Source organism: Lentzea sp. JNUCC 0626 (genome assembly GCF_043632865.1).
Taxonomy (GTDB): domain Bacteria; phylum Actinomycetota; class Actinomycetes; order Mycobacteriales; family Pseudonocardiaceae; genus Lentzea.
Genome location: NZ_CP171635.1, coordinates 2,979,530 through 2,992,505, shown reverse-complemented (window position 1 = coordinate 2,992,505; position 12,976 = coordinate 2,979,530). Strand labels below are relative to the sequence as shown.

The 12,976-nt window shown below is 67.8% G+C and carries 12 protein-coding genes; 8 read left to right on the top strand and 4 right to left on the bottom strand.

Translation table 11 applies throughout. From position 1 onward, the window contains the following. The first annotated feature begins 5 nt into the window (after positions 1–5). From JNUCC0626_RS13315 to JNUCC0626_RS13300, 4 genes are all read left to right on the top strand, one after another. Positions 6–4,394 (top strand): ricin-type beta-trefoil lectin domain protein, encoded by a 4,389-nt coding sequence (locus tag JNUCC0626_RS13315; protein ID WP_394620036.1) that lies wholly within the window; start codon positions 6–8, stop codon positions 4,392–4,394. Positions 4,395–4,820: 426 nt separating this feature from the next. Next, a complete protein-coding gene (locus JNUCC0626_RS13310; RefSeq protein WP_394620035.1) occupies positions 4,821–5,258 on the top strand; it encodes a roadblock/LC7 domain-containing protein in 438 nt (145 codons plus the stop codon). A gap of 257 nt (positions 5,259–5,515) precedes the next feature. After that, positions 5,516–6,166: a hypothetical protein gene (locus tag JNUCC0626_RS13305; protein WP_394620034.1), complete on the top strand. Its 651-nt coding sequence runs from the start codon at positions 5,516–5,518 to the stop codon at positions 6,164–6,166. Positions 6,167–6,221: 55 nt separating this feature from the next. Continuing rightward, on the top strand, positions 6,222–6,734 hold the full coding sequence (locus JNUCC0626_RS13300) for a hypothetical protein (protein WP_394620033.1): 513 nt from the start codon (positions 6,222–6,224) through the stop codon (positions 6,732–6,734). Between the two features lie 57 nt (positions 6,735–6,791). On the opposite strand, the gene JNUCC0626_RS13295 is transcribed toward JNUCC0626_RS13300, so the two are convergent. Next, positions 6,792–7,130 (bottom strand): ANTAR domain-containing response regulator, encoded by a 339-nt coding sequence (locus JNUCC0626_RS13295; protein ID WP_394620032.1) that lies wholly within the window; start codon positions 7,128–7,130, stop codon positions 6,792–6,794. Here JNUCC0626_RS13295 and JNUCC0626_RS13290 point away from each other — a divergent pair. After that, positions 7,129–8,115 (top strand): sensor histidine kinase, encoded by a 987-nt coding sequence (locus JNUCC0626_RS13290; protein ID WP_394620031.1) that lies wholly within the window; start codon positions 7,129–7,131, stop codon positions 8,113–8,115. The genes JNUCC0626_RS13295 and JNUCC0626_RS13290 overlap by 2 nt on opposite strands. A 187-nt stretch (positions 8,116–8,302) precedes the next feature. Further along, positions 8,303–8,629 carry an STAS domain-containing protein gene (locus tag JNUCC0626_RS13285; protein WP_394620030.1) on the top strand — a complete coding sequence of 109 codons (327 nt, stop codon included), beginning with the start codon at positions 8,303–8,305 and terminating at the stop codon, positions 8,627–8,629. Positions 8,630–8,648: 19 nt separating this feature from the next. Here JNUCC0626_RS13285 and JNUCC0626_RS13280 read toward each other — a convergent pair whose 3' ends face one another. The 3 genes from JNUCC0626_RS13280 to JNUCC0626_RS13270 are packed head-to-tail and all read right to left on the bottom strand — an operon-like array spanning position 8,649 to position 10,552. After that, positions 8,649–8,867: a hypothetical protein gene (locus JNUCC0626_RS13280; RefSeq protein ID WP_394620029.1), complete on the bottom strand. Its 219-nt coding sequence runs from the start codon at positions 8,865–8,867 to the stop codon at positions 8,649–8,651. Between the two features lie 24 nt (positions 8,868–8,891). After that, the gene (locus JNUCC0626_RS13275; protein WP_394620028.1) at positions 8,892–10,205 is read right to left on the bottom strand and encodes an alpha/beta fold hydrolase; all 1,314 of its coding nucleotides are present in this window, start codon (positions 10,203–10,205) and stop codon (positions 8,892–8,894) included. 11 nt (positions 10,206–10,216) lie between these two features. After that, positions 10,217–10,552 carry an ArsR/SmtB family transcription factor gene (locus tag JNUCC0626_RS13270; protein WP_394620027.1) on the bottom strand — a complete coding sequence of 112 codons (336 nt, stop codon included), beginning with the start codon at positions 10,550–10,552 and terminating at the stop codon, positions 10,217–10,219. 426 nt (positions 10,553–10,978) lie between these two features. Between JNUCC0626_RS13270 and JNUCC0626_RS13265 the strand changes: the two genes are divergently transcribed. Both JNUCC0626_RS13265 and JNUCC0626_RS13260 read left to right on the top strand, forming a co-directional pair. Continuing rightward, a complete protein-coding gene (locus JNUCC0626_RS13265) occupies positions 10,979–11,185 on the top strand; it encodes an MbtH family protein (protein WP_430623492.1) in 207 nt (68 codons plus the stop codon). 424 nt (positions 11,186–11,609) lie between these two features. Further along, positions 11,610–12,929 carry a serine hydrolase domain-containing protein gene (locus JNUCC0626_RS13260; RefSeq protein WP_394620025.1) on the top strand — a complete coding sequence of 440 codons (1,320 nt, stop codon included), beginning with the start codon at positions 11,610–11,612 and terminating at the stop codon, positions 12,927–12,929. The last annotated feature ends 47 nt before the right edge of the window (positions 12,930–12,976 follow it).

Sequence of the window (12,976 nt, the reverse complement as noted above, 5' to 3'; positions counted from 1 at the left end):
AAACAGTGAGAACCCGACAGCGCGTGGCCGCACTGGCCACTGGGGTCGCGCTGGGACTGTCCGTGGTGGTGACCGTTCCGGCGGTGGCCACGACCGACGTCCCGCACGCCATCACCGAACCGAGACCCGGCGAGGCGACCCCGAAGGACCGGGACGGCAAGGTCCTGCTCTACGTCGACGGCCGCGACCAGAAGTCGGTCCGCGACGCCGTGGCGAAGCACGGTGGCAAGGTCACCAGCGCCCAGGGCACCCGTGCCCAGGTCGCCGTCCCGGCCGACCAGGTGGCCGCGCTGGGCGAAGAACAGTCCATCGTGGAGATGAAACGGCCGGAACGCGCGGTCCCGATGGCTATCACCTCCGAGGGTGTGCAGGCCTCCGGCGCCGCAGGGTGGATCGCCGACGGCAAGAAGGGCCAGGGCGTCAAGGTCGGCGTGATCGACGTCGGCTTCGCCCGCTTGGACGAGGCGCAGCAGGAAGGCGAGCTGCCGACGGGGATCGCCGTCGACAACTCCGGCTGCCACGACGTGACGAGGTCTGACGACCACGGCACGGCGATCGCCGAGGTCGTGCACGACATGGCCCCGGACGCGCAGCTGTTCCTCGCCTGCGTCGACGGCCCGCTGGACTTCCAGGCGGCCGCGGAGTGGTTGCGGCAACAGGGAGTCCAGGTCATCACGGCCGCGATCGGGTTCCTCAGCTCCGGCCGCGGCGACGGCTCCGGTGAGCCGGGCAGCCCCGCCGACGTGGTCCGCAAGTCCCGCGAGGCCGGGATCACGTGGTCGGTGGCGGCGGGCAACCTCGCCAGGACTCACTTCGCGGGCAAGGCGGTCGACGCCAACGGCAACGGGTACGTCGAGTTCGACGGCACCGCGCAGAACAACGGCTTCAACCTCGCGGCGGGCGCGACCGCTACCGTGGCGCTGAAGTGGGACGCCTGGCCGAAGACGAACGAGGACCTCGACCTCTACGTCATGAAGCAGCCGAAGGTGCCGAGCGACCCCGCCGACACCGCGATCAAGGCGGCATCGACGACGAACCAGCGCGACGTCGCGGGAGGTGCGCGGCCGACCGAGGAGGTGACGTTCACCAACGACACCGGCGCCGCGCAGTTCTACTACCTGTACGTGCGCAACCACAACGCGAAGTTCACGACGCGCATGGACCTGTTCGTGTCGGGGCCGAGCGATCCGTTGCAGTACAACACTCCCGCGGGCAGCGTCACCGAACCGGCCACGTCGCCGTACGTGATGGCGGTCGGCGCGACCGTGCCGGGCAGCGGCACGCTGGAGGGCTACAGCGGCCAAGGCCCGACGATCGACGGCAGGACCAAGCCGGACATCACCGGGTTCGCGAAGGTCAGCACGTCCACCTACGGCCCGCAGCAGCTCACCGGCACGTCCACGGCGGCGGCGCACGTGGCGGGCGCGGCGGCGTTGCTCAGGTCCGCCAACCCGCAGCTCGATCCGGCGCAGATCCAGAGCGCGCTGCAGACGCGCACCAACCCGCGCAAGTCCGACAACCAGTGGGGGACCGGTGTGCTCGCGCTGGGCACCCCGGACACCGTGCCGGTGGTGAAGGGCAACGGGTACACGCCGTTCCCCAAGATCGCGACCATCCACGGCAAGGCGTTCACGGCGGGCGAGGTGTTCACGCTGCCGATCCCGGACATCCCCGGTGACACCACGGCCGTGGCGCTGAACGTCTCCGTGCGCACCAACCCGGCGTCCGGTGCCGCCGACGTGCCGAGCGGGCTCGACGTGTTCCCGGAGAACCCGGCGCAGTCGACCAGCAAGGCCACGACCGTGCGGGTGCAGCCCGGTGACGGCTGGGTCAACGCGATGGTGATCGCCAAGGTCGGCCAGGACCGCGCGATCCGGCTGCGCGCCGGTGCCGGTCCGGTGTTCGACAACGTCGACCTGCTCGGCTACTTCAGCGGCAACAGCGCGTCGAGCTACTTCCCGCAGCACAGCCCGGTCCGCGTGCTCGACACGCGAGGACTGAACGGAAGCCCGCGTTCGACGCCGCTCGGCGCCGGCGAGGTCATCACGGTGAAGGCGCGTGGTGCCAACGGTGTTCCGGACAACGCCACGGCGGTCGCGGTCAGCCTCACCTCGGTGGAGTCGACGCAGGGCACCGCGATGGGCGTCTTCGGCACGGAGAACGGCGGTACGGCACTGAGCGTCAACCGCAACGAGCGCCGCTCCAACGCGTCCATCGTGGCCATCGCCGAGGACGGCAACATCCGGATCCGCAACGCCTCCGGCCGTTCGCACGTGCTGCTCGACGTCGCCGGCTGGTTCGCACCCGGTGACGGGGCGAAGTACGTGCCACTCGACGAGCCGTCCAGGATCGCCGACAACGCCGCGCTGGGCCAGGGCGAGACGACCCGGCTCCAGGTCACCGGTCTCGCGGGGGTGCCGGCGAACGCCACCGGTGCCGTCCTGATGCCCTCGGTCGCGGAGAACGTGCTCGGCACCGAACTCTCCGTCTCCCCGGCGGAGATCGGCTGGTCGCCGGTCACGAACATCGCGACCAGGCAACGGCAACGGCTGTCCACGACGGTGCTGGCGCCGTTGGGGGAGAGCGGCAAGGTCGCCGTGCGCAACGAACGCGGCAACGCCCAGGTGGCGCTGGACGCCCAGGGCTACTTCCTCGGCGGCAGCCGGTTCACCGACGACGGCGCCTGCGCGCTGCCGACCGGGGAAGCGGGCTACACCAGCATGTTCGACGGTCGCGCCGAAACCAACCTGTCCGCGTGGAGGGTCGCGGGCAGCACGTCCGTCGCGGCGAACGGCTGTGAGCTCACCACCACCGAGGGCACCGACATCAGCTGGTACGCCGCGCACTCGTTCGGCAACGACTACACCGTGAAGTTCGACTGGAAGGGCAACTCGACGGGCGTCAACAGCGGCCTGTTCGTCATGTTCCCCGATCCCGGCAGCAACCCGGCGGTTCCACGCGACAACGGCGTCGAGGTCGATCTCTCCACCGACGACACCATGGGCTCGATCCTGCCGGGCAAACCGATCACCCGGCCGGCTCCCGCGGCGGGCCAGTGGCACGCGGTCGAGGTGACCGTCGCCTGGAACACGGTGATCGTGAAGCTCGACGGCCAGGAGATCAACCGCCACACCGTGACCGCCGCGGGACGGGCGTTCGCGAACAGCTTCATCGGCGTGCAGAACGACGGCGCCTACCGCACGTCGTACCTGCGCAACCTCCGCGTGAAGAACAACACGGCGGTCCGCAACGGCGAGATCAAGGGCATCAACAGCCGCTGCCTCGACGTCGTGGGCAACGACCCGGCCGCGGGCCAGGTGCAGGTGTGGGACTGCAACAGCTTCCCGAACCAGCGCTGGACCACGAACGTCGACCTGCAGATCACCAACGTCGGCAAGTGCCTCGGCGCGCAGAACCAGGGCACCGCCGCCGGCACCCCGGTCGTGCTGGTGACGTGCAACCCCGAGTACCACCAGCAGTGGGTCGTCCGCCCGGACGGCGCGATCATCAACGTCCGCTCCGGCCGGTGCCTCACACCCACCACGTCCGACCGGGGCGCTGCCCTGCAACTGCAGGACTGCACCTCGCGTTCGGACCAGGTGTGGGCGCTGCCCGACCAGCACGGCCAGATCGGCGCGTTCGTCAACGGCGCTTCCGGCCGTTGCCTCGACATCGCCAACAACGACTCGCGCAGCAACAAGGCGCAATCGTGGGACTGCTACGGCAACTCCGCGCAGCAGTGGGCGGTCACCGGTGACGGCAGGATCACCAGCAGCGGCAAGTGCCTCGACGTGTTCAACAGCGGTACTGCCGCCGGTACAGCCGTCAACATCTTCGACTGCAACGGTGGCGCGAACCAGCAGTGGCAGGCGCGTGCTGACGGCACGGTCGTGAATCCGGTGTCGGGCCGGTGCCTGACCGCCGCCGGCCTCGTCAACGGGTCCGGTCAGTCCATTCAGGACTGCACGGGCGCGCCGAACCAGGTGTGGCGGATGAGCGCGCAGTCGTTGTGGACCGGTGCCATCGTCGGCAACGGCGGCAAATGCGCCGACGTGAAGGGCGAGAACCCCGCCAACGGCGTGGTGTGGCTGTGGCAGTGCTTCAGCCCGCCCGGCGAGGTGTGGACGGCGACCGGCGACGGCACCGCACGTTCGATGGGTGCCTGCCTGGACGTCAGCGCGCTGACCAACGGCACGCCGACCGTCATCGCCAACTGCCACAACGGCAACAGCCAGCAGTGGGCCGTCCGTCCGAACGCCACGTTCGTGCACGTCGAGGCGTCGCGGTGCATGGACGTGCAGTCGGCGAGCGTGGAGAACGGTGCCAAGATGCAGCTCTGGGACTGCGTCGGCACGCCTCAGCAGCGCTGGGCGGTCCCGCTCAGGGCGAGCTGATTCCGTGCCTGGTGTGACGGCGCTCGTGGCCGTCACACCGGGCATGGAACGGCACCAGGACCAGGCGGTGTCTGACAATTTCGTTCGGTGCTCGGCGCGTTCGCGGACAGGAGCGTCTGCGCGCACGGATCACGAAGATGTCGGGAGGCGCCGAGGGCGCGCCCCTCTTGCCTGTGCGTCTGTTGGAGAACGTTCACTCCGTACGCCGCCTTGGTCACGTTGGCTCTCGACACAGCCGCCGAACGGCCGTATGTTAGCGCTCACTTCAAGTGATGGAGCGGTCTCGCACGGTAGGCGGATTCGTCCGCCGAGACCTTGTCGGAACGCGCCCATGACGGCAGCTCGGCCTTCCTGCGGGCACGTGTGACCCCACTAGGTCGACGACGTCGTGGAACGGTGAACACAGACGCTGAAAGGGCTATTTCCGTGGACGACCTGACCGGCGGGCACCCCGAGCTCGACTGGCTGCTGGAGGACCTGGTCGCGAGAGTGGTCGGTGCCCGGCACGCGGTGGTGCTCTCCGCGGACGGCCTGCTGCTCGCCCGCTCTCCCGAACTCGCCAGGGACGACGCCGATCACCTGTCGGCGACGGCGTCCGCGTTCCAGAGTCTCGCTCATGGAGCCGGACGTTATTTCGGAGGTGGCCAGGTTCGTCAGACCATCGTGGAAATGGAGCGCTCCCACCTGTTCGTGACCATGGCGGGACAGGGCGCTTGTCTTGCGGTGGTGGGTGACGAGGATTCCGACATGGGCATGATCGCGTACGAGATGAACATGCTCGTTGCGCGTGTGGGTAGCTACCTCTCTACGGCGCCCCGCACGGCGGCCTCGCCGAGGATGCCCAACTCGATCAGGTCGTGGTGAGCGGTTCATTCCGGCTCGGTGGTACTGCGAGAAGGCGTGATCGTGGCACCCGTCCGCCGGCAAGTGCTTGGAACAGTCCGGCCCGCACCCCCAGGCGCGCCGGACCCCTTCATGTCCGGAGCACGGCCTGCCAATGCAGCGGACCACGTGCGCCGACCCGCCCGGTTCGGCCATCGCGGTCGTGTCTGCTGCCGGAGGTAACGCGGCGCGGCGATCCTCCGATCTGGCCAGCACACCGTTGTTGTGGGAGGGCTGGGTTGAATCGTTCGTCCTCGCCGCCGTCGCGCTGGCTGCGTCGCTCGATGATCTTCGGGCCTGTGGTGGTCCTGCCGGTGGTCGTCGTGGCGGTGTTCCTCGTCTTACCGGCGTTGCTCTGCGTCGTGTTTCTGGCGGTCTGCCTGCCGGCGCTCGTGTTCCTGATCTCTTCGGCGCGCAGGGAGCTACGCGCCGAACGGCACGCCACCCCGGAGATGAGAGCGCGGTACGAAGCCCTGTCCAGGCTGTTTCGGGAGGGGTTCGGCGTCGTTCTCGACAACGTCGATGAGGACGTTGCGATCATGCTGGTGAGTGGCCGAGGCAGGAACGGGTCCGAGCTGCGGTCGGTGCTCCGGTTCGACCGAGGGGAGTTCGATGCGGCGGGGCGGGACGGGAGGCCGACGCCGGTCGTGTTCGCCCAGTTCTTTCTCGACCCGGTCCGTGCCGTAGTGCGACACCGGGTCAGCGTTCTGGCCATGAGCCGGACGGACAAGGGCTCGCCGAGCATCAGCGTTGTGCCGTCCCGGCCGCGAAGTCGGCGCGAGACCAGGAAGACCGATCGCCTGGTGGAGCGCCTTGCGGCAGACATCCCGTCGCTGGGTGAACTCGACGTGCTGATCGGCCAGGTCCAGTCGAGCACTGCGCGCACCTGAGTGGGTTGGTGCGCCAGCGCAGCACACGCATCTCGACCGCGACACCCAGGAGTTGTTGGACCCGCATCACCACCGCGCGAGCATTCACCCCGGCGACCGGCTGATCGTCGATCCAGATCAAGTCCTCGCGAACGTCGCCATGGCGATGGAGCGGCTCGACCTCGACACCAGCACACCGGTCAGCATCGAGGAAGACGGCGCGAGCCTTGACGAACTGGTCGCGCTGGTCGAGCACCTCGACCAAGGGCCAACGCTCACCGCTCACACCCTCAACACCGCTGCACGCGTGATGAACGCTCGCTATCCCGAGGAGCTCGTTCATCGCCCTCTGCCGCAGGGCTGCGATCTTCGCCGGCTGTTCCACGTGGACATCGACGAACACAGCCAGAGCATCGCCCGTGCGGTGTTCAACCAACGACTCGCGCAGCACGCGGACGTGCGGAGCACCGAGGTCGCGATGGACCTCGACGGGACGACGCCTCAGCAGCGAATCGAGGTGTTCATGGCGGTGTTCTTCTTGTACGGGACCAAGGTCGGGGCGCTGCGGAACCGGACCGGCATTCGATGAGCGTCGGCTGCCCGGCGAACGGCTGCGTGATCTCGTCCTAAGACCTTGGCCCGGGTGTCACGAGTTCTTGATCGACGAGAGCAGTGTTCTGGCGACGTCGCGCAACTTGACGTTCTGGTGCTGGGATCGTTCGACGAGCATCGTGAACGCCTCTTGCTCGGTGCAGCCGTGCACGGCCATCAGCACACCCTTGGCCTGCTCGATGACCGCCCGGGAGACGAGTGCCTGTTCCATGTTGTGCACCTGTTCCTGGGAATGCTGCCGCTTGCGCGCATCCGCGATGATGGCGCAAGCCGCCGTGGTGACCAGGCGCATGAGCCCTTCGTCGAACGGGTCGAAGGCATCCGGCGTGAGGCTGTGCAGGTTGAGCGATCCCACGTAGGCCGCGAATCGCATGGCGACGACGTGCATCGTCGCCCTGGGGTTGCTGCTGGTAGCCGTGCTCGGGTGCGTCATCGCGGTGCTCACGCAGGTCGTGAGGCCGCTGACCAGGTTGCGCGGCCATGTCGCCATGGTGGCCGGTGGAGACTTCGCGCACACCGTGACGGCAACGGGCCCGGAAGAGCTGCGGGCTTTGGGTCGTGGTGTCGATGTCATGCGCGTACGCATCGTGAAAGAGCTCGACGCGGCGCAGGAGCGCAACTTGGCGCTGGACGCCGCGACGGCGGAGCTGGAGCGTTCGAACGCCGAGTTGGAGCAGTTCGCCTACGTCGCGTCCCACGACCTCCAAGAGCCGTTGCGGAAGGTCGCCAGCTTCTGTCAGCTGCTGGAGCGTCGCTACCGGGACCAACTCGACGACCGCGCCACGCAGTACATCGACTTCGCGGTCGACGGTGCCAAACGCATGCAGCAGCTGATCAACGACCTGCTCTCCTTCAGCAGGGTGGGAAGGCACCAGGACAAGCACGTGGTGGTCCCGGCGACCCAGTTGGTCAACGACGCCGTGCGCAATCTGGCCCAGGCGGTGGAGGACTCGGACGCCCGGATCGAGGTGGGCTCCTTGCCTGAAGTGCGAGGTGAGGTCCGGCTGCTCACGGCGGTGTTCCAGAACCTGATTGCCAACGCGGTGAAGTTCCGCGCGGAGCAACCACCGCACGTGCACGTGAGTGCGTCGCCAGGCGAGGACGACATGTGGGTGTTCTCGGTGCGCGACAACGGAATCGGTGTCGAAGAGCAGTACGCCGAGCGGATCTTCGTCATCTTCCAGCGGCTGCACACCAAGGACCGGTACTCTGGCACCGGCATCGGTCTGGCGATGTGCCGCAAGATCGTCGAGTACCACGGTGGCCGCATCTGGCTCGACACCGAGGCCACCACCGGAACCACCATGCACTTCACGCTGCCCTACGCCGACGCGACTTCTCCCGCGCCGAACCGGTGATCTTGAGATCGTTCGGGGCGGTGTTGCGCGGCTGAGCGTAGGATGTCCTCGTGCCTGCAAGCTGCGGGCCGACAGGCGCGTCCCAGGTCAAACAGTGTGCCAGTGGCGCTGGTGAAGGAGCGCCGTGAGCACGTTGAGCGAAAGCAATCAGGCGAGAGAAGCTCTACCTCATTTCGCCAGGGTGGTCGTGTTCGAGCAGGACGGGGTCGTGGTCGCGCTGGTGTTCGGCGAGATCGACATGGCGACCGTCGGACAGGTACGCGCGGCGTTGCTGGAAGAAGTGCACCGCTTCCCACGTGCGCTGGTGATCGATCTGGGTCCCGTGACGTTCTTCGCCTCGTCCGGGGTGGAGATGCTGGTCGCGTTGCGAGAGGAAGCGGCAGCGAACCAGGTGAGGCTGGCCGTGGTGGCGGCGAACCGGGCAGTGAACGGGATCCTCGACGTCATGGGCATGCGTCAGGTGCTGGACGTCTACCAGAGCCGGGTCGAGGCGATCGCCGCGGCGGCCGGCTGACGTGTCCTGCGGTGCCGCGTCAGTCGGTGTGTCGCCGGCGGGTGGTCATCGGCGCTTCCGCGATCGCGATCAGGTCGGTGACGACGTGGTCGAGAGGCCGGCTCGCATCGAGCTCGTGTGTGCAGGTCGCTCTGAGCAAGGGCTCGACCTCGGCGAGATCGGCCAGGATCATCGCTCGTTCGGCCGGCGTCTTCCCGTAGTCGTTCGTCGTTCTGCGGGTGACGCGGTCGATGATCACCTCGGCCCAGAGCCACTCGGTTGGTCAGCCGAGCAGGAACGTGCGGGCCTGTTCGGCGACGGGATCGGGGGCCGCCCAGAAGGCCCCGTGGTCGTGGTCGGCCAGAGTCAGCACGGTGACGTTCGGCAGGATCGCGGCCAGTGCCTCGGCGCCCGTGCGCATGAACGCCTCGCTGTTGCCGCCGACGGCGACGGCGATCGGCGCGTTGATGGTCCAGCGGTCGGTGGGCAGTGGTGTGCCGTCCTGGAGGCCGCGCCAGATCCGCAATTCGTAGGCGTAGGTGTGGGCGTAGGCCGCCATCTGCTCCCATGACGGGTCCGCCTTCATCATCGGGAGGTACTCGGCGGGGACGCCGATCACCTCGGCCATGAAGTACTCGCTGGCCTCGCTGCGCCTGCCGGCCGCGACCAGCGCTTCCAGGTGCTCGACGGAGTCGGCGGGAACTGGCGGCCGGGAGCCGTCGACGATGAACGGAGGCTCGTAGAGGTAGAGGCCGCTGACCTTGTCGCCGAGCGCGCTGGCCGCATCCAGTGCGAGCCCACATGCACCGGACCCGCCGGCCAGGGCCGCGGAACCGCCGAGGACGTCGATCAGCGCCGAGATGTCCTCGATCTCGCGTGCCGCGTCGTAAGGCTGTGGGTCGCCGCTGCCGCCGCGGCCGCGGCGATCGAAGCTGATCACGGTGAAGTCCTTGGCCAACGCCGTGACCAGGCCGGCGACGGCGGTGTGGTCCTCCGCGACGTTGCTGACGACGATGATCGCGGGGCCCGAGCCGGTCTGCTCGTAGGCGATCGTGGTGCCGTCGGTGGAGGTGATGGTGCGCATGATCGTTTCTCCTGCGGCGGGGTTGTCCTGCGGGTTCAACTGGCCGGCGAGCCGTTCGAGCGCCTCGGCGTAGCCATCGGCCATCCGCAGCTCGACCGCCCGTTGCAGCGCCGCACCGTCGGGGAAGCTCGCCGCGACGTCGACGGTGCAGCCGGTGCCGGCAGCGGTGAAGATGACCGTGGTGGGGAAGGTGTCCGTGCCGTCGGGCTGCCACGCCTCGTCGGCGAACGTGTCGTCGTAGGCCAGTTCGGCACACGGATCGACCACGCTGTAGGTGGCGACACCGCGCACCGCGGCTGCCGATCCGTCCACCGGTGCGATCTCGAACCGCCAGCGACCGCCGGGCCGCACGTCCATCTCGTACACGGTGGCCGCCCAGCCCTGCGGCCCCCACCAGCGACTGATCGCCTCGGCGTCGGTCCACGCCCACCAGGCGCGGTCGACACCTGCGGCGTAGGTGCGGCTGATGTGGACGGTGTTGTTCGTCTTGTCGATCACGATGCCGTCGGGCACGGTCGACCTCCTCACGGGTTCTGCTCGGGTGCGCGGTCGTCGTCGAGGAGCGCGCCGAGGCGGTCCATCCGTTCCGCCCACAGTGCGGCGAAGCCCTGCACCCAGTCGTTGATCACCTGCATCGCATCGGGGTGCAGCCGGTAGATCCGCTGCTGAGCCTGCTTGGTCACCTCGACCACGTCCGCCTCCGCGAGCAGCCGCAGGTGCCGGGACACCTGCGGCTGGCCCAGGCCGAGCTCGTCGACGATGCCGCCGACCGAGCGCGGCCCGTCCTTGAGCAACTCGACGATCCGGAACCGGTTCGGCTCCGAGATCACAGCCAGTCGCTGCTGCACGGTCGCGGTCATGCCGCCAACATACGCGACAGTGTATATGCACACAAGTGTATGTACTTGGCTGTCGGAGGTGCGGGGCGCGAACGCAGGCGCTACTGGGAGAGGTTCGTCGTGGATCTCGAGCTGGCGATGGTCGTCCCGTTGCGCGGGAGTTTCATTCCATCCGGAAAGTTCTGTCAAAGGCGAAAGACGAGTTACTCTCGCGTAGTCCGTCCTGCCCGCTGGGATAAACGCTAAACATCTGTTTTTCTGATAGGAATTTCACGCGGGTCGCTGATGCTCCCTTTGGCGGTGTCTGTGGCGGTATTGACCCGCGAACGTTGTCTGGGGCCGCGTGGGCGGCTGGGTTGTCCGTGGGCTGATCACTTTTGTCGAAGCTTCTGAAGCTCCTGTATGTCCGGCTTTGTGCTTGGTGATCAACGTTGGAAGGGGAAGTTCGTGAACGACGACCTGCAGTATCAGGTTCTGGTCAACGACGAGGATCAGTACTCGCTGTGGCCGCTGGCAAAGGAGGTCCCCGACGGTTGGCGTCAGGCAGGTAAAGAGGGGACGAAGCAGGAGTGCATGGATCACGTCGACGAGGTGTGGACGGACATGAGGCCTCGCAGCCTGCGCGAACGCATGGAGGCAGGCCGATCGGCCTGAGCATCTCCACACGAGAGAGCCTGGTGTGACGCGTCACACCAGGCTCTCTCGTGTGCCGGCGCTTCAGGGCGGCGCCCAAACCTGGCGTTCGGGTGAAATTGTTTTGCGTGCCTGTCACGCTCTGTCCAGTTGGATCGATTTGTAATTCATCCCATATCCATGGGATGAGACCCGTCACTGTCGAGTTGTTCGGTCGTTGGGACCTGTGAGGGCAATGTTCGGCATTTCGTCGCCGACTGGAATTCGGGACGCCCCGATATTGCCGGTGTCAACGGCCCGGGCAGCGGGTAGAAGTTAATTCGGGCCTGTGCTCCTGAATGCTCGCGCGGACATCTTCGGTGTTGGTTCGCGTCTTCCGCGGAGTGCTGTGAACGTGAAGATTCGGCCGGGGAACTTCTCGGAGTTCGACCGGCGAGGAGGGAACATGGATCATTTGTACGAGGCGCTGAGGAGAGCGGCTCTCCGCAACGACGTACCGGGTGCGCAGCTCGCGGTCTGGTGCTCGGGACAGGCTGCGGAGTTCGAGTTCGGAGAGGAGCGGCACGGCTCGGGACGTGCGGTGCGGCGGGACAGCAAGGTGCCCATCGGGTCCATCACCAAGACCTTCACCGCGACGTTGCTGATGGTCCTGGTGTCCGATGGCGACCTCGGTCTGGACGAGCCGATCGTCGAACACCTCCCTGAACTTCGCCGTGCTCTCGGCCCGATCGCGGACGTGCTCACGGCCCGGCACCTGCTCAGCCACACCGGTGGCCTGCACGCGGAGGTGGTCCCACCGTCTGCCGGTGGCGGCGCGGCACTCGCGTCGTCCGTGACGGACCTCGTGCAGGAACCCGGTGCGGGTTTCTCCTACTCCAACGCCGGATACGCCCTCATCGGCCGCCTCATCGAGGTCGTGACCGGCATGACCTGGGCAGAGGCGGTCCAGGCGATCCTCGTCAAGCCTCTCGGCATCGACCTGGCCTTCGTCGCGGGGCCGGAGAGCTCTTCGGCGTCGACCGCGAGCGGTCACACCGTCAACCGGGCGCTCAGCCTCGTTCGTCCCGTCGAGCAGGACCTGATGTCGGTCGAGGCTCCGGCAGGTGGCCTCGCCGCCAGCGCCGCCGATCTCGTGGAACTCGCGAAGATGCACCTCACCCCGAGGCACGGCGGCATCGATCCCGGACTCGTGGATCCCGACCACCTCGCCGAGATGCGCCGTCCGGTTCCCGGCGCGGTCCCGTTCGGGCTCGCCGATGGTTGGGGACTTGGCCTCGCGCTGTTCCAGGGCGACGGCGCGGGCTGGCTCGGTCACGACGGAACGGCCGATGGCACCTCCTGCCACCTGCGGCTGGACCCGGAATCCGGCACCGTCGTCGCCCTGACCGCCAACTCCGCCACGGGGTCCGCTCTCTGGAACGACCTGCTGCCCGAACTGCGGGCCGCCGGCATCGACATCGCCGAGGACGCTCCGGCCGTGGAATCGAGGCCTCAGACACCGATTCCGAGCGACTGCACCGGTACGTACGTCAACGGCGACATCGCCTACTGCGTGGTGGTCCGCGACGACGAACTGCACCTCGTGGTCGACGACGAGCCCGCCGCACGTCTCGCCGTCCGCGACGGGTTCGTCTTCTCCGTGACGGACCTGGCCAACGGCACAACCGGTCGCCCAGGCAGGTTCCTGCGCGATCCCCGCAGCGGCCGGATCGACCGGATCCAGATCGGCGGGCGGGTGGCGGGCCGGCAACGCGACGTGGCCTGACACCGCACGACTTCACACCTCTTCCCCTGCAGGCGTGGCGCTGCAAC